Genomic DNA, 16,376 nt, shown 5'->3' with positions numbered 1-16,376 from the left:
GGCGCCGACGACACCGGTGCCGCCGGAGGCCCCCACCGAGCCGCCCGTGTCGGCCGACTCGGATCCGATGACGCACCTCGAGTACCTGGCCTCGGACGCGCTGCAGGGACGTGACAGCCCCTCCGCGGGGCTGGACGCCGCTTCCGTCTACGTGCAGGCCCACGCGGAGAAGTACGGGCTGGTGGGGCCCAACATCAACAACCCGGAGAACCCCTTCCAGCAGAAGTTCAACGTCTACTCGTGGCTGGGCGCGGACAAGGCGGGCGAGACGGAGGGCGCGGCCCACGCCGGGCATGCCGAGCACAAGCAGTTCGGCCACACGATGTTCCAGGAGGGCTTCTACCTGGACGAGAAGATGCCCAAGGACACGCTGAAGAAGCTCAACCAGCAGTACGAGCAGACGATGAAGGCGGCGGGCCAGTCGGTGGTGCCGGCGCGCGCGGGCAAGCAGCGCAGCGTGGAGGAGCTCAAGCAGGTGGCCTCGGCCACGGGCCAGGCGGTGAACACCATGGCCATGCTGCCCGGCACCGGCCCGCACAAGGACGAGGTCATCGTGGTGATGGCCCACCTGGACCACGTGGGCGTGGACCGCAAGGGCAACGCGTACAACGGCGCGGACGACAACGCGTCCGGCAGCGCGGTGCTGATGGCGGCGGTGCCGGAGCTGGCGGAGGCCGCGAAGAACGGCAAGCTGGACCGCTCCGTGCTCTTCATCTGGACGGGCGCGGAGGAGAAGGGCCTGGTGGGCTCGCAGTACTTCGTGGACCACCCCATCCCCGGCCTGGAGCTGAAGAACATCGCCGGCGTCATCAACACGGACATGGTGGGCCGCTGGGATGATCAGCGCCTGTCCGTGGTGGACACCAACACCAAGGGCCAGCCCAACTACTTCCGCGACGTGGTGGACCAGGCGAACCAGCAGCTGGCGGATCCGTTCGACCGCATCAACCGCGACATCAACGTCTACCGCGACCGGCAGGACGGCGCGTCCTTCGGACGCAAGGGCGAGGACGTGCTCTTCCTCTTCGAGGGCCTGTCCAACCCCGAGGGCGGCGGCGACCTCATCCCCGAGTACCACCGGCAGGATGACGACATCGACAAGATCATCGAGGACAACGGCGGCAACAAGCCCCGCCGCGTGAAGGACCTGCTCCTCAACGTCATCAACCTGGCGGCGAACCGCACGACGGAGCCGCAGCAGCCGCCGAAGTAGCTGTCCGCGGCACCCTCCGCCGGAAGGAGCACTTCCGGCGGGAGCATCCAGCGGGGACCGCGGGACCGCTAGGCGGCCAGCGTTTCCCTGCTGCCTTCCACGGGCCTGCCGGAGAGCGCGGCGACCTCGTGGTCGCTCAGCACGAGCTTCTCTTCGGAGCCGCGCCAGACGAACGGGATGCCCGGCTGGCGGTACAGGTTCGCGGGGATCTCCTGCGCCAGCTGCGCGTGCAGCTCCGGCAGCTTGGACCAGTGCAGACCGTGCCGCGTGTGATGCGCGGTGTGGTAGCCCAGGTTGCCCGTCATCAGGTTGTAGCCCTTGTGGAGGATGTTGTACGAGGCCTCCGAGTGGTTGGCCGTCTCCAGGCCCACGTGGTGGAAGTACGTGGCCCAGGTCGTCACGTAGAGCGACGCCATCATGGGCAGCAGGAACACGAAGAGCGCGTTGTAGGGGTTCACCCAGAACAGGCCCGCCAGCAGCACCAGCTGGAGCGCGGCCATCCACACGAACACGCGCAGCGCCTTGGGGTGATGCTTCTTGCCCACCTGGAACGCGCGCGAGTACGCGGTCAGCGCCGTGCTCAGCGAGTACTCCACCTCCCCCATCGTCGAGCCGTCATCCCGCTTCCAGCGCGACTCGTCCTGCGTCTGGTCCAGGTAGTTCTTGTGGTGGCCCAGCACGTGGTGGAGGAACCACGCCTGCGACGTCACGCCCGTCTGGAAGCCGAAGACGATCTCCAACAGGCGGTTGGGCAGCGCGTGCTTGAAGAAGGACAGGTGCTGGTGGTGGTGGTTCCACGAGCAGATCCACCCCTTGGGGATGATGCCCAGCCCGAACCACAGCACCGGCACCCACCAACTGCGCGCCGTGAGGAACACCGTCATGTCGAGCGCGAAGACGCCAAGGAACATCAGGACCGGGATGCGATCTTCAGGGTGCCGGAACAGGGTCATGCGCCTTCCGTACAAGGGGGCCAGGGGAAAAATGCCGATTTTCCAACTGTAGGCCGTCAGCCCCTATGCCGAACAGCCCACCCTTGCCTGCCTGCACGTTCCATACTGGCGGTAAACCACGTAGTCACGTTGAACTTGTCTTTCCACATTTCCAAGAATCACAGTCCTGCTTTGTGATAAACGCCCACCCAGCCCTTTTGGACCAACCTGGAGGCGGCAATGCGGAACCAGACCATCGAGGCGGCACTGGCGAAGAATTCCCACCGTGAGCAGCTGATCAAGCACCGGTTCTTCGAGGTGGTGGACGAGAAGGCCTTCAGCCGCGATCAGGCGGAGCTGGTCCTGGGTCAGTGGTGGCACCCCCTGCACTACTTCCCCACCTTCCTGGGCAAGCTCATCGCCGTCTGCCCGCAGATGGAGATGAAGACGGCGGTGACGCACATCCTCAACCAGGAGGTGGGCGAGGGAGACCCGGCGCGCGCGCACGAGCGATTCTTCATCCAGACGATGACGGACGCGGGCTTCACCAAGGCGGGCGTGTCGGAGGCGGGCATGACGCCCGCGACGCGCCGGCTCATCGACGGGTACCAGCGCTCCACGGACAGCCACCTCACGGGCCTGGGCTTTCTCTACGGCACGGAGGTGGCGGACCTCACCATGGTGGCCAAGCTGGGCAAGCTGGTGCGCCGCACCACGGGCCTCAAGGCCCTGCCCTGGGTGGACATCCACGTGAAGCAGGAGCCGGATCACGTGGAGACGGCCGGCCACACCATGGGCCTCGCGTACACGGACGAGGAGCTGGCCACCATCACCCGCGGTGCGGAAGAGATGTGGCAGCTGTGGGTGGGCTTCTTCGAGGAGCTGCGCAACCGCGTCGTCTGAGCGGCTCCTTGCGTCAAGCGCAACCCCCCGGAATCCATACGTTTTCGTACGGAACACTGGCGAATCTCTCCAGGTAGGGTAGTCACTCCCGCGTCACGGGAGTGTCACCCCCTAGAGGCGCCACCCCCTCCCGCGGCGGATAGCTCCTGTCCCTCCAGGCGCCGAGGGAGATCCCCATGCTCGAAAAGCTGATGCCGAAGTCGGACGAGTTCTTCGACGACTTCGACGCGCAATGCGCCAGAACTGTCGAGGGAGCGAAGCTCCTACACGAACTCCTGAGCGACTTCCGGGACGTGCCCACGCGCGTCCAGGCCCTCAAGGACGTGGAGCACAAGGGCGACGAGGTCACCCACACGGCCTTCAACCGGCTCCACCAGCAGTTCATCACCCCGTTCGACCGGGGGCAGATCCACACGCTCCTGTCGCGCATCGATGACGTGTTGGATCTGACCAACGCGGCGGCGGCGCGGCTGCTCTACTACGAGATCGAATCCACCCGGGCGGACGCCACGGAGCTGGCGCGTCTCTTGGTGCTCTCCACGCAGAAGGTGCAGGAGGTCGTCGCGGCGCTGCGGCTCATCAAGAAGCCGGAGCAGATCCTCGCGGGCTGCAAGGAGATCAAGCACCTGGAGTCCCAGGCGGATGAAGCCCTGCGCGCGGGCATGGGCCGGCTGTTCAAGAGCGGCGTGGATACCCTGACCATCATCAAGTGGAAGGAGATCTACGACCTCATCGAGACGGCCACGGACAAGTGCCAGGGCGTGGCCAACGTCATCGAGGGCGTCGTGCTGGAGCACAGCTGAGATGCTGCTCGCAGCGGTCGTCGCCATTGTCGTCGTCGCGCTCGTCTTCGATTTCATCAACGGATTCCACGACGCGGCGAACTCCATCGCCACCGTGGTGTCCACGCGCGTGCTGTCACCGAACCTGGCTGTCGCCTGGGCCGCGTTCTTCAACTTCATCGCGGCCTTCGCGGGCGGCGTGCACGTGGCCAACACCATGGGCAAGGGCATCATCAACTTCGAGATGCTGCGCGCCGCCGGCCCCACCGCGGTGCTGATGGTCATCTTCTCGTCGCTGATGGGCGCCATCGTCTGGAACCTGCTCACCTGGTGGTGGGGGCTGCCCTCTTCGTCGTCGCACGCGCTGGCGGGCGGGATGATTGGCGCCACGCTGCCCGTGCTGGGCTTCGAGGGCCTGGTGGGCAGCGGCATCGCGCGCATCGCGGCCTTCATCGTGCTGTCGCCGCTCATCGGCATGACGCTGGGCATCGGGATGATGCTGGCCAGCACCTGGGCGGTGCACCGTCAGACGCCGCTGCGCGTGGACACCTGGTTCCGCCGGCTGCAGCTGGTGTCGTCCGCCATCTTCTCCTTCAGCCACGGCACCAACGACGCGCAGAAGGTCATGGGCATCATCGCGGTGGTGCTCTTCGGCACCATCTGGCGCGACCGCCCGTTCCACATCGACTGGTGGATGATCATCTCCTGCCACGCCGCCATCGCGCTGGGCACCTTCTTCGGCGGCTGGCGCATCATCCGCACCATGGGCCACAGCCTCACGAAGCTGGCGCCCATTGGCGGCTTCAGCGCGGAGACGGGCGGCGGCGTCACCATCATCGCGCTGGCGGAGCTGGGCATCCCCGTCTCCACCACGCACACCATCACCGGCGCCATCGTCGGCGTGGGGTCCACGCGCGGCTGGCGCGCCGTGAAGTGGGGCACCGCCGGCCGCATCATCTGGGCGTGGGTGTTCACCATCCCCGCCGCCGCGCTGGTGTCCGTCCTCGTCTACGGACTCACGCTGGCCGTGGTTCGGATGGTGGGCTGAAGAAAGCCCGGGCGCGGGGGAGCAGTCCCCCGCGCCACCTGCCGCGGCCCTACTGGACGACGCGGACGTTGAGGGCCGTCGACGGTCCACCCACGGCCGGCGGCACCCAGGGCACCACCTTCTTGTTCTGCCACTGGACCAGCTTCAGCGACGGGTCCTCCAGCGGCACGTCGAAGGTGTAGGAGATGCGCGTGGGGCCCTCGGCGTCCGCCTCCTCGATGCGCACCTTCATGCCCTTCATGTCGAACTCGTCGCCCTGGTGCACCGGGTGGCGCGCGGCGCGGTGGATGCGCTCCTCCACGGAGTCCAGGAAGTGGCCGCCCTTGGTGAGCGCCAGCTCCACCGAGTTGGGGCCGGTGCGCGTCACCTTCTGCTCGTGGAGCGAATAGGACAGCACCCACCAGGCCTTGGGCAGCGGCTGGCCCGAGGACCACCAGCGCACGGAGCCGTAGATGCCGATGATGCCGTTGGGGGAGTTGAGCACCACCACGCGCTGGTTGGGGAGCTTCTCCTGGTCAAACGCCTCCGTGTAGCGCGCCTGCACGCGCCCCATGAGCGCGTCCGCCTGGGAGTACTGCTCCATGGTCTGCCACCAGATGTAGGGCGAGCCCACGACGTGGATGAGCGCCATCACCGCCGCGCCGGCCAGCACCGCGCCCGCGCGGAACGTCTTCGCCCGCCCCTTCCACGCGTGGCGCAGCACCACGGCCAGGCCCACCGCCATGCCCAGGCTGGGCACGATGAGCGTGCGCGAGCCGGCGAAGGCGGAGTTGGACATCCACGTGGACACGAACGCGCCCGTCAGCATCCAGCCCACCGTGCGCCGCTCCGCGGCCTCCAGCCGGGGCCACACGCCCCACACGAGCAGCGAGAACAGCGTCAGGCCCGCCGCGCCCAGAATGGTGAAGAGGGGCACCAGGGACTGGTCGAAGATGAAGTCCGGGGGCGCGTTCAGCGTCAGGCCCGCGATGGCGGCCGGCACGCGCCCGAGCATCGCCTGGAACCACGCCACGGGCGTCCCCAGGGCGTCCAGGTACATGTCCGAGCCGCCCGCGCCGTAGCCCATGGCCCGGTACGCCGCGAAGTAGAGGGCCATCAGCACGCCGAAGGGGATGAGCCCCTTGAGCTTGTCCTTCGCCTGCCCCGGCCCGGAGAAGGCCTCGTAGGCCAGCACGTACGGGCTGAGGATGACCATCGTCTCGCCGCACAGGAGCGCGAGCGCGAAGGACACGAGCGCCCCCACCAGCGCGCTCTTGCGCCCCTGCTCCCGCCACTGGACGTGGAAGGCGAGACCGAGGACGCCGAACAGCAGCGACATCACCACGCTGCGGTAGGACAGCCAGCCCAGCACCGCCGCGTGCGAGCCCCAGAGGGCGAAGAGGACCATCGCCACGCCCGCCACCGCCGTGGGCAGCACCCGCCGGAACAGCGCGCCCGCCAGCACCACCAGGCCCACGTACCAGAGCAGCGAGTGGAACTGATAGGCCACGGCGACGCGGTTGTAGAGCACGTGGTCCAGCCCGTAGAGCAGGCTGCCCAGGGGCCGGAAGAACGCGACGCGCACGGTGGGCTCCACCCACCACGGGAAGACGCCCACCTCCGCCAGCCGCAGCGTGTGCTCCGGGATGCCCGTGGCCGTGCGGTACACGTCCAGGTGCGTGTTGCCCAGCGGCGCGGGCGGCGGAATGTTGTCCCAGACGCCCAGCCAGATGAAGTCATCCGGCATGAATCCCGAGCGCAGCGCCAGCGCGCCCAGCGCCACCGCGAACACGATGGAAATCCAGAAGTAACGCTTAAACGGCCAACCCGGGGCGGTTGGCGAAGGAGAAGTATCCATGTTTCAAAGATCTATCAGCACGCCCCCACACGAGATAGGTCCTCCTGGGTCGTCCGCTGCCACCGGAAACACGCGGAGAGTGCGGCGCGTGTGATGGAGATCCTTTGCCAGCGCCCGGACTCCGGGTGATCCTCCGCCGACGAAGGGGGACGCGGTCCGGCAGGTGAAAACACGAACGCGAGCGCCCGTTGCAGCCGCGCCGCCACCGGGCCCGCTCGCATGCGCATCGCCATCATCGCCACGTACACCCATCCGACCCGGCTGCGAATCAAGGAACCCTCCATCATGCAGTCCTCCGTGCCAGAGCTCATCGCGGGCCTGTGCCCGGAGCACGCGGAGGTGGAGATCTTCAACGAGAAGGAGGCGGACCTGCCGTTGGACCGGCACTGGGACCTCGTCTTCTTCTCGTACCTGCACTCGTACTACGAGCACACCAAGGTCCTCTCCACCCTCTTCCGTCAGCGCGGCATGACGACGGTGGCGGGCGGCCGGCACGCGGGCCACTTCCCCGACGACGCGGCGAAGTACTTCGACGCGGTCATCACCGGAGAGCCGGAGTCCAACGTGCCCGCGCTCATCTCGGACTTCGAGAAGGGGGAGCTGAAGCCCCGCTACAGCCTGCCGTCGCAGGGCGCCGCCGCCATCCGGCCGTACCGCTACGAGCTCATCGACTTCACGCACAACAAGGTGCGCCTGCCGGGCATCGAGGCGTCGCGCGGCTGCCCCTTCACGTGCAACTTCTGCGTGCTCACCGGCCACGAGCGCTACCGCTTCCGGCCCATCCCGGAGGTCATCGACGAAATCCAGACGCGCATGCGCTGGAATCCGAACTTCCTGGGGCTGATGGGGGACGCGTTCGTCTTCCTGGACAACAACCTGGGCGGCTCGCCCAAGTACCTGCGCGCGCTGTGCGAAGCGCTCATCCCCTTGAAGAAGACGTGGGGCTGCGCGCTCACCTTCAACGTGCTCAAGGACGAGTCCCTGGTGAAGCTGATGGCGAAGGCGGGCTGCCGCTACGTCTACACCGGCCTGGAGTCGCTCAACCCGGACTCGCTCAAGGCGATGAACAAGGGCCAGAACAAGCTGTCGGAGGTGGACGCCGTCATCCGGCGCGTCTTCTCCGCGGGCATCCTGCTGTCCTTCGGGCTCATCGTCGGCTCGGACGGCGACACCAACGAGTACCTGCACCGGCTGCCGGACTACCTGGCGGACCTGAAGTACTTCTCCGTCACGTTCCTGGGCATCGTGTGCCCGTATCCGGAGACGCCCTTCTTCCGCGAGCTGAAGGCCGAGGACCGGCTTCTGCCCGGCACCACCAGCCGGGACTACGACGGCTACACGCTGTGCCACCGGCCCAAGCAGATGCACGCGTCGGAGGTGGTGGAGCACTTCCAGCGGCTGTGCCACACGCTGGGCAGCCTGCCCAACATCGCGCGGCACTACGCGTCCAAGCTGATGATGAGCGACCTGCCCCGCTACAGGCAGACCATCCTCTTCTCCGGGCCCGAAATCGTCAGCATCCGCAACCCGGTGAAGAACCCGGCGCGCCGCTACATCGCGGGGCTGGATGCCATCGAGGCGTGGGACGCGGAGCGGATGCCCGCGCTGGGCCTCACGCCGCAGGTCCTGACCTGAGCCGGGACGGCAGGCGCACGTCCCACGCCAGCCCCAGGGCCTGGAGCGCTCGGATGAAGAGCCAGCCCGGGTCCCACTGCCACCACACCCAGCCGTGCCGCGCGGACGCGGGGAAGGCGTGGTGGTTGTTGTGCCAGCCCTCGCCCAGCGCGAGCACGCTCACCCACCACACGTTGCGGCTGTGGTCGCGCGTGTCGTGGACGCGGTGTCCGAACGCCGCGTGGCACACGGAGTTCACCGCGTAGGTGCTCTGCATCCAGCACACCACGGGCAGGAAGAAGTACGCGGGCACCGTGCGCCAGCCGAACGTCAGCCCCACGAAGAGCACCCCCAGCACCTGCGGCGCGATGCGGTAGCGCAGGAGCCAGTGGTAGTAGCGGTCGTCCGCCATGTCACGGCACCAGGTGCGCCAGCCGTCCTCCTCCGTGGAGGCCTCGTTGAGGATCCAGCCCATGTGCGCGTACCAGAAGCCGCGCAGCGGCGAGTGCACGTCCCCCTCCGCGTCCGCCTTCGCGTGGTGCAGCCGGTGGTTGGCGGCCCACAAGAGCGGACTGCCCTGCGCCGTGAGCATGGCCACGGTCACCAGCGCGTACTCCACCCAGCGGGGGCACACGAAGGCGCGGTGGCAGAGGAGGCGGTGCAGCCCCACCGTCGTGCCCAGGCCAATGGACACGTACACGGCCAGCGCCACCGGCAGCGCGTACGGGGGCCAGGGAAGGAAGAACGCCAACGCGGCCAGCCCGTGGACCACGAGCATGTAGATGACGATGACGGGACTGAGCTGGAAGCGGAGCGGCGCGGTGATCATGAGCCCGGTGCGGTGGTCGAGGAAGAAGCACGCAGTCTAGGGGCCCCGCCTGACGGGACAAGGAATGCGCGTCCGGCGCGTCACATCACGCGCGCGTCACGGAGCCGGGCGGCCTGGGGCGGCACGAGCGCCTCGGCCGGCGGAGCCTGGAGCGTGGCCTGGAAGCGGTCCACGCGGCGCAGCTCCGCGCGGGCCTCCACCTCCGTGAAGATGGCGCGCGCCCGGGCGAGGAAGTCCTCGCGCCGATGCGGCAGGGCCACCGCCGCGTCGAAGTAGGCCACACCCGTCTCCCAGCGGTTGGGACTCTTCTCCAGGACGGCGATGGCCTCCAGGAACACCGGCTCCGCGGCCTTCGGTCCCTTGCGCAGGGCCAGCGAGCGCGCCGTCACACGCAGCGCCGGGCCCTTCAGGTACGGATAGAGCCGAGCGATGACGCGCGCCTTGATGCAGGACAGGCGGACGATCTTCAACAGCTCCTTGCGCGGCACCACCGTGGCGCCCTCCTCCAGCGCGAAGAGGGCCGCCTCCGCCGCGTCCACCAGCCCCACCTGGAGGAAGGGCACCAGCACCTGGTAGCTCCAGATGCTCTTGAAGCAGCGCACCGCGACGAGCGCCGCCTCCTCCACCTGGTGCTCGCGCACCGTGACGTTGGCCAGGTGGTTCAAGCTGGCGCACTGGTTGGCCAGGTCCGCCACCTCCTCGCTGATGCGCAGCCCCTGCTCCAGCTCCGCGCACAGCTCGCCCACGTCACCTTCGCCCATGAGGTAGCGGCACATGGGCCCCCACGAGTGCGCCCAGCCCTGGTGCATCAGCGCGTTGAGCTCCACGCCAATGGTCCCCATCTGCTCATAGAGCGCCACCGCGGTGCGGAAGCGCGAGTGGAGGAACTCGCCCGTGGCCTGCATCATCAACGACGTCTGGCGCTCCCAGCGCTCGCCCACCTGGCGCAGCGTGGAGACGGCCTCCTCCTGGAAGGTGCGCGCGCGCTCCAGCTCGTTGGCGAAGAAGGCCTGGATGCCCAGGCGGCTGAGCGCGAGTCCCTCCGCCACGGGGTCCTTGGAGCGGCGCGCGTACTCCAGCGCCTTCTCGCAGTGGTAGCGCGAGCGCTTGAGCAGCCCCGCGCCGAACAAGAGCGTGCCGTAGTAACCGCGCGCCAGGCTCATGGCGTAGTCGTTGCGCGAGCGCTCCGCCATGTTGGTGGACACCAGCGTCGCCCAGGTGAGCTTGGTGATGTCCGCGAAGTAGTAGATGCGGATGAGCGAGTTGAGCGTGGACAGCTGCTGCAGGTAGTTGCCCAGCCTCGCCGCCGGCAGCGGGCGCAGGATGAAGGGCAGGAGCGACGCGAGCCCTCGAAGGAGGAGATTGGCCAGCGTGCGCAGGCCCAGCGCGGCCAGGCTCCCCGGGAGGCTGCGGCCCCTCAGCACCAGTGACTTCTCCAGGTGCTGCGTGGCGAGCGCGGACTCGCCCTTCTCCTGGTGCGCGCGGCCCAGGCCCAGGTGCAGCTCCGCCTGGCGCGGGGGCTCCTCCTCGTCCACCAGGCACTGCTCGAACATCAGGATGGCGTTGGCGTAGTGGCCCGCCTGGAGCAGCGTCTCCGCCAGCTCCTGCATCACCCGGCGCGTCTGGAGCAGCGTCACCTCCGGGTCCACCGGGACGACGGTGCCCAACAGCTCCAGGCCGCGGTTGTAGTGGTAGAGCGCGTCGTCGTTCGCGTACTGCGCCCGCGCGCTCCGGGCCGCCATCAACGTGTACTCCAGGCCCTTGTCCTCCACGTTGCCCGCGAGGAAGTGGAACGCGAGCAGACCCGCGGAGGCCGCGAGGTTGTCGTTGGCGCGGGCCTCCAGGTAGCGCGCGAGCCGGCGGTGCAGGTCCTCACGCGCCGACACCAGCAGCGTGTTGTAGGCCACGTCCCGGATGACGATGTGCTTGAAGAGGCAGGTGTACGGCTCCTCCGTCTCCAGCAGGATGAGGCCCAGGCGCTGGAGCGTGTCCATGGCCTCGCGCAACACGCCGTGGCCCAGGGTGGGCACCAGCGCCGCCACCGCGTCCAGCGTGAAGATGCGCCCGATGACGGACGCCACCTTCACCACCAGCTTCTCCGTCTCGCTGAGCAGGTCGATGCGCGACAGCACCACGTCCTGGATGGAGTCCGGCAGCAGCAGGTCCTGCAGGCCGCGCTTCAGCTCCATCCGCTGCGAGCCGGGCTCCACCGGCCCCAGGTAGCCCTGCTCCGCCAGGCCCTCCACGATGGATTCGATGAAGAACGGGTTGCCCTGCACCTTCGCGAGCAGCCGGTCCTCCAGCGCGACGTCCGGCGGTGACAGGCGCAGGTGCACGCGCAGGAGCGCCCGCGTGTCCTCGTCGTCCAGGCTCGTCAGGTCCAACGGGACGAACTCCGGCAGGTCGCGCAGCCCCCGGAGCTGGTCGCCCGGGCGCATCGTCGCCAGCACCATGATGCGGTGCGAGCCCACGCGCGCCGCCAGGTACTGGAGCAGGTCCAACGAGATGTAGTCCGCCCAGTGCAGGTCCTCGAAGTAGAGCAACAGCGGCTGCGCGCGGCTGAGCATCTCCAGGAGCTGGAAGACGATTTGAAACACCTTCTGCTGCTTGCGCCGCGCGTCGATTCCCGCGGTGGCGGGCGTCTCCTCCAGCGCCATGCCGAGGATGCCCGCGACGACGGGGATCCACTCCGGCCCCACGTCCTCCAGGCCCTCCAGCCCCTGCCGCAGGCGCGTGAGCTGCGCGTCGGTGTCGTCCGAGTCGTGCAGTCCGAACGCCTGGAGCAGCACCTCCTTCCAGGGGAAGAAGGGGGTGAAGGCCTCGTAGGAGTAGCAGACGCCGTACAGCGCCCGGGCGCCGCCCTCCTCCGCGTCCTCCAGCACGCGCGCGCCCAGCCGCGACTTGCCGATGCCCGCCTCGCCGGACACCACGCTCACGCGACCCTGGCCGGCGAAGGCCCCGGTGAGCGCTTCGTGCAGCACGTTGAGCTCACGGCTGCGGCCGATGATGTCGCCCCGGCCCTTGATGAAGAGGCTGCGGCGCGTCTCCCCCAACAGCCGGTACACCGGCACCGAGCGTGAGACGCCCTTCAACTTCGCGTCCTCCACGAACTCGGTGGCGAAGCCGCCCTGCTGCGATCTCGCCTGGGTGTTGGCGCACAGGTGCACGCCGTCCTGGCGTCCGCCGTGCGTCATCAGGCGCGCGGCCATGTTCACGACCTCGCCCAGCGCGGAGTAGCCCTTGCGCGTGGGCGAGCCCATGTCCCCGCAGTAGGCGTGGCCGGTGGCGATGCCGATCTGCAGCTCATCCAGGAAGGGGAACTGCTCCCGGGCCTTGAGCAGCTTGCAGGCCAGCCGGCACGCCAGCACCTCCTTGTTCTGCTGGGCGGTGGGCGCGCCGAACAGGACGTAGAGCACGTTGCCCTTGTCCGTGAAGTCCGTCATCAGCAGCACGCCGCCATGGTGGGCGGACTCGCGCTGGACGTATTCGTAGTAGGCGTTGAGGTCGCGGGTGAACGCGTCCGGATCCGCGTCCGCCCGCGCGTGGGTGAAGCGCACGAAGAAGCAGGTGACGTCGCGGAAGTCGCCCGCGAACTCCTGGTGCGCGGTGGTGATCTTCGTGAAGAGCACCGGGTGCAACAGCAGCGCGCACCGGCCCACCAGCTCCGCTCCGCCCGTGGGCGCGGGCAGCGGGCGCTTCACCGACTCCACCGGCGCGTCGAGCGCCAGCCGGTGGTTGCCGCCCTCGCGCGGCTCGCCCTTGCGCGCGGCTTCCGGCAGCGCCGCCCAGGCGCGCGGGCTCAAGACGACCTCCGACACCGTGGCCTGCTTCTCCGCGCCCACCGCCTGCGCCAGCGGCTCGCCCACGAGCGCCGGGTGCATCCACAGGCCGGTGGTGCCCATCACGATGCGGGTGGCCTCACCAAAGCCGATGCCGATGCGCGACGACACACCGAAGCGCTGGCCCAACAGCTCCAGCCGGGCGAAGCGCGCGAGCCTGCGCTGCACGCCCAGCGCGCACACCGCCGCTCGCTGCACGACGTCGGCGTCCGCCTCCGCGGGCGCGGACTCGAAGCACGCGAGGATGGAGTCGCCGGCGAACTGGTAGATGTCCCCGCCGTGGTCGCGGACCACGTCGATCATCTCCGTGTAGTAGTTCGTCAGCAGGCGCTGGAGCGCGTCGATGCCGCGCGGGCCCGCGCCGCTCAGCCCCACCACGATGGGCGTGAAGCCCGCGATGTCCAGCAGCAGGATGGCGCCCCGCACGCCCTCCGCCCGGGGCAGTGCGTCCGCATCCTGGCTCCCAAGCCGCGCGAGGATGGCCGCCGGCATGTACGGTGCCAGCATCGCGACAGCGGGATCGATGGGCTGCGTGGAGGGCATCCTTAAGGGGCTTTCCGCTCAGGACAGGTTGGCGAAGCGCAGGTACAGGGCGCCCAGGCACATGGCGCCGTAGAGGGGGATTTCCGCCGTCTCCGGCCAGGGCTGCTGCTTGCGCACCGCGCCCCAGACGTGCACCGCCGTCATCAGGCCACCAATGAGGCCGATGAGCTCGAAGATGACCAGGTGGCTCTTGGGGTCCGGGATGAACTGCACCACCGCGATGATGACGGACAGCGCCAGGCCGCCCAGGCAACGCGCGAAGTAGACCGTCAAATCGTTGTTGCCCGTGGGCAGCTCCCACCCGAACCAACGCGCCCAGCGCAGCGGAATGAACAGCAACGGCAGTGCGTAGACGAGCAGGAAGACCGAGGTGGAGACCGCGAGGAACCAGCTGGCCAGCGGATAGTCGGGGTTGATCATGATGGCGGACGTGACGGGTGACGGACGTGCACCCGCGGCGCACACCCTTCCCCACGCCGTCCATCCTAGAATCTTTTGCCACCCCGTGGGGCGGCTTCCCCCCGGCCAAGGCCCTGCTTGAGCCCGCCTGCCGCCTAGCGGGTGGCGGCCAGGAGGAACTCGGCCACCCGCTCCAGGGAGGTGGTGCGCTCGGCCTCCGCCGGGAAGCGCCGGAACACCTCCGGTGGCCCGTGCAGGATGAGCGGCTTGCCATAGCGCAGGGCCAGGACGGCCTCCGCCGCGGTGCCGGCGCCCCCGGGCAGCGCGACCAGCGCATGCGGCGTCAGCACGTTGATGTGGTTGCGGCTCATGGGGTCCGTGCCCTGCTCCCCGCTGAGCGGCAGGTGCGTGTAGATGGGGATTTCGATGTCCGTGTTCGGGTAGCCGGGCCGGGGCTGATAACGGCCGTCCGCGCCCACGGTGCCGGGGATGATGCCGATGGCCGCCCCCCGCCGCCCCTCCACCTGGACGAAGGCGCCCGCCGCCACGCTCATGACGCCGCCGCCCGCGCCGGTGAGCAGGTCGAACCCGGCTTCAGCAATCCACCGCGCCAGGGGGACGACCCACTCCTCGTGGGTATGCGCCCCGGAGCCGAACACTCCGATGATGCGGCGGTGTCTGCGCATGACTGCGTCCTCCCCGAAAAACTGGAACTACGTGAGCCCCTGTTCCATGCGAATCCCCGGCCAACGCCGCAAGGGCTCACGGACCGGCGTGCGTCCTGACTCCCGTCCACCCGTGGAAGGTGCGTGGCGCGAGCGTCGGGCAGCCGTCGCTTCCCTCCTCCCGGAGCGCCAGACGTTCCCGCACGACCCGTGATGTCGGACCCCTCCTCTACCTTCGTTCGCAGGTGAGCAAGGAGGCTGCCCATGTTCGACGCCTGTGGAGGTTGTGAGCGCCGTGGCACCGCCGGAGAGGTGTTCGACTGGTGCGCGCACTGCGAATTGTCCCTGTGCCCCGGCTGCCTCCAGCGCGGCTGCTGCGGCAGCGTGCCCGCGGACTCCGGGCGCGGTGCCCCCAAGGAGCTGCCCGACCCGCCACCTCCCGAGCGCGAGCCCCTTCCGGAGGACTTCGGGGGCCGCTGCTGCACGCACGCCCGCGCGGTGGCGTGCTCCTGCGCCTTCCACTGGGTCTGCACGCGCCACGGCGACCTGCACGTGGGCACGCACGACTGAGGCGCGGGGCGTTTTTCAGCGGACGTGGAGCATCAACGCCCGTGCGGGCGTTGACACACGGGCAGCCGGTCCACGAGGTTTCCGCCTTCTTTCAGGCATTCCCGCCGGACACAGCACGGAGCACGAACACCATGGGTCTCGCCGAACGGTCGGAAATGGCCGCGTTCAAGAAGGACTCCTTCGACTCGAAGGTGGCGGAGCTGAAGGAGGCCGCTGGGGGCGCGGACCTCCAGGTGACGCTGGACGAGGCGAGCTTCACCACCGTGGCAGCCATCCAGATGCTCTCCAACGGCGTCTTCGACCGGCTCATCGACGACATGAAGTCCGTCTGTATCGACGACATCGGAAAGCAGGCCGTCCGGGAAGGCATCCAGACGTTGCACATCGTCCACAGGGACGCGCCCGGCTTCACGCTGGAGCTGACGGGCGGCACGTTCACCGTGCGCGCGAAGGTGGACGGCTCACTCGGCGAGGACCTGCCGGGCTACGGCACGTACAGGGCCTTCCTGCTGAAGAAGCTGTAAGGCCTCACGCGGCTTCACGGACCGGAGGGACGCTTTGTCAGCGACGTCCTCCGGCCCGGGTCATTCCGTCCGGCTCAGGGCACGTCCAGCGCGACGCCCTGCCCCGGGACGGCCATCACCCAGCGGACGAGGTCCGGCTTGCCGCCGCAGGTGACGCGCACCTCGAACTCGCGGCCCGCGGGCATCTGGCTGGACAGGGGCGTCTGACCGTCCAGAACCTGCGAGCCCAGCGCCACGCGGCAGCCCTGGGCACCGGTGACGCTGAGCGTCCCCCGGGCATCCGCCTGGGGCGGGGCGTCCGCGAGCGTGCGCAGGTCGATGTGCTCGGACCTCGGCACCTTACCGAAGCGGTGCAGCTTGCCGTCCACGGCCGTGGAGATGAGCCAGCCGGCGGTGCCCTCGGGCAGGCCCTGGCTCGCCTCCAGCCGGACGCCGGACACGTAGACGCGCTCACCCTCCTGGGCGTTGCGCACCTCCACGCCGCCCTTGGGCAGCAGGAACACCAGCGCGAGCCCCGCGAGCACCAGGGCCACGCCGCCCACGATGAGCCCCTTGCGCTGGCCGGGCGTCAGCCCCTTCCCCGTCGCGCTGGCGGCGGGCGCGGAAGCCGCGGGGGAGACCGCGTGGACGGGGGCCGGCGGCGCGGCCACGGGAGCCGCCGGTGTCCGCCCCCGTGGC

At 69.0% G+C, this 16,376-nt stretch carries 13 protein-coding genes and 1 pseudogene; 7 read left to right on the top strand and 7 right to left on the bottom strand.

The features are described from left to right. Positions 1-1,213: M28 family metallopeptidase (locus tag D7Y21_RS33620; RefSeq protein WP_121717855.1), on the top strand; the 1,213-nt coding region annotated here is incomplete at its 5' end. Positions 1,214-1,281: 68 nt separating this feature from the next. On the opposite strand, the gene D7Y21_RS33615 is transcribed toward D7Y21_RS33620, so the two are convergent. Then, positions 1,282-2,166 carry a fatty acid desaturase gene (locus D7Y21_RS33615; RefSeq protein ID WP_120567806.1) on the bottom strand — a complete coding sequence of 295 codons (885 nt, stop codon included), beginning with the start codon at positions 2,164-2,166 and terminating at the stop codon, positions 1,282-1,284. 219 nt (positions 2,167-2,385) lie between these two features. Between D7Y21_RS33615 and D7Y21_RS33610 the strand changes: the two genes are divergently transcribed. The 3 genes from D7Y21_RS33610 to D7Y21_RS33600 all read left to right on the top strand — a co-directional run bounded on the left by D7Y21_RS33610 (position 2,386) and on the right by D7Y21_RS33600 (position 4,878). Continuing rightward, positions 2,386-3,048: a TenA family transcriptional regulator gene (locus D7Y21_RS33610; RefSeq protein ID WP_121717854.1), complete on the top strand. Its 663-nt coding sequence runs from the start codon at positions 2,386-2,388 to the stop codon at positions 3,046-3,048. 176 nt (positions 3,049-3,224) lie between these two features. Beyond that, positions 3,225-3,851: a DUF47 domain-containing protein gene (locus D7Y21_RS33605; RefSeq protein WP_120567807.1), complete on the top strand. Its 627-nt coding sequence runs from the start codon at positions 3,225-3,227 to the stop codon at positions 3,849-3,851. A gap of 1 nt (position 3,852) precedes the next feature. After that, positions 3,853-4,878: an inorganic phosphate transporter gene (locus D7Y21_RS33600; protein ID WP_120567808.1), complete on the top strand. Its 1,026-nt coding sequence runs from the start codon at positions 3,853-3,855 to the stop codon at positions 4,876-4,878. A gap of 49 nt (positions 4,879-4,927) precedes the next feature. Here the strand turns inward: D7Y21_RS33600 and D7Y21_RS33595 are convergent, their stop codons facing one another. Continuing rightward, entirely contained in the window at positions 4,928-6,649 is a 1,722-nt protein-coding gene (locus tag D7Y21_RS33595; RefSeq protein ID WP_121717853.1) for a hypothetical protein, read from the bottom strand. 285 nt (positions 6,650-6,934) lie between these two features. Between D7Y21_RS33595 and D7Y21_RS33590 the strand changes: the two genes are divergently transcribed. Then, the gene (locus tag D7Y21_RS33590; protein ID WP_121717852.1) at positions 6,935-8,350 is read left to right on the top strand and encodes a radical SAM protein; all 1,416 of its coding nucleotides are present in this window, start codon (positions 6,935-6,937) and stop codon (positions 8,348-8,350) included. Here the strand turns inward: D7Y21_RS33590 and D7Y21_RS33585 are convergent. The 4 genes from D7Y21_RS33585 to D7Y21_RS33570 form a co-directional block, all read right to left on the bottom strand. Beyond that, positions 8,328-9,158: an acyl-CoA desaturase gene (locus D7Y21_RS33585; protein WP_121717851.1), complete on the bottom strand. Its 831-nt coding sequence runs from the start codon at positions 9,156-9,158 to the stop codon at positions 8,328-8,330. The genes D7Y21_RS33590 and D7Y21_RS33585 overlap by 23 nt on opposite strands. 80 nt (positions 9,159-9,238) lie before the next feature. Continuing rightward, entirely contained in the window at positions 9,239-13,540 is a 4,302-nt protein-coding gene (locus tag D7Y21_RS33580) for an AAA family ATPase (RefSeq protein ID WP_120567812.1), read from the bottom strand. Positions 13,541-13,558: 18 nt separating this feature from the next. Continuing rightward, on the bottom strand, positions 13,559-13,960 hold the full coding sequence (locus tag D7Y21_RS33575) for a hypothetical protein (RefSeq protein ID WP_120567836.1): 402 nt from the start codon (positions 13,958-13,960) through the stop codon (positions 13,559-13,561). Between the two features lie 134 nt (positions 13,961-14,094). Continuing rightward, positions 14,095-14,625, bottom strand: a complete 531-nt coding sequence (locus D7Y21_RS33570; RefSeq protein ID WP_120567813.1) for a molybdenum cofactor carrier protein — start codon at positions 14,623-14,625, stop codon at positions 14,095-14,097. Between the two features lie 243 nt (positions 14,626-14,868). Between D7Y21_RS33570 and D7Y21_RS33565 the strand changes: the two genes are divergently transcribed. Beyond that, positions 14,869-15,174 carry a hypothetical protein gene (locus D7Y21_RS33565; RefSeq protein ID WP_120567814.1) on the top strand — a complete coding sequence of 102 codons (306 nt, stop codon included), beginning with the start codon at positions 14,869-14,871 and terminating at the stop codon, positions 15,172-15,174. A gap of 131 nt (positions 15,175-15,305) precedes the next feature. Continuing rightward, positions 15,306-15,698 (top strand): hypothetical protein, encoded by a 393-nt coding sequence (locus tag D7Y21_RS33560; RefSeq protein ID WP_147443416.1) that lies wholly within the window; start codon positions 15,306-15,308, stop codon positions 15,696-15,698. Positions 15,699-15,772: 74 nt separating this feature from the next. Here D7Y21_RS33560 and D7Y21_RS33555 read toward each other — a convergent pair. Then, positions 15,773-16,376 (bottom strand): annotated as a pseudogene (locus D7Y21_RS33555) (serine/threonine protein kinase); the annotation flags it as partial.

This window comes from Corallococcus sp. AB045 (genome assembly GCF_003668895.1).
Taxonomy (GTDB): domain Bacteria; phylum Myxococcota; class Myxococcia; order Myxococcales; family Myxococcaceae; genus Corallococcus; species Corallococcus coralloides.
Note: the sequence above shows the minus strand (reverse complement) of the source record. Positions and strands in the feature narration are given on the sequence as shown.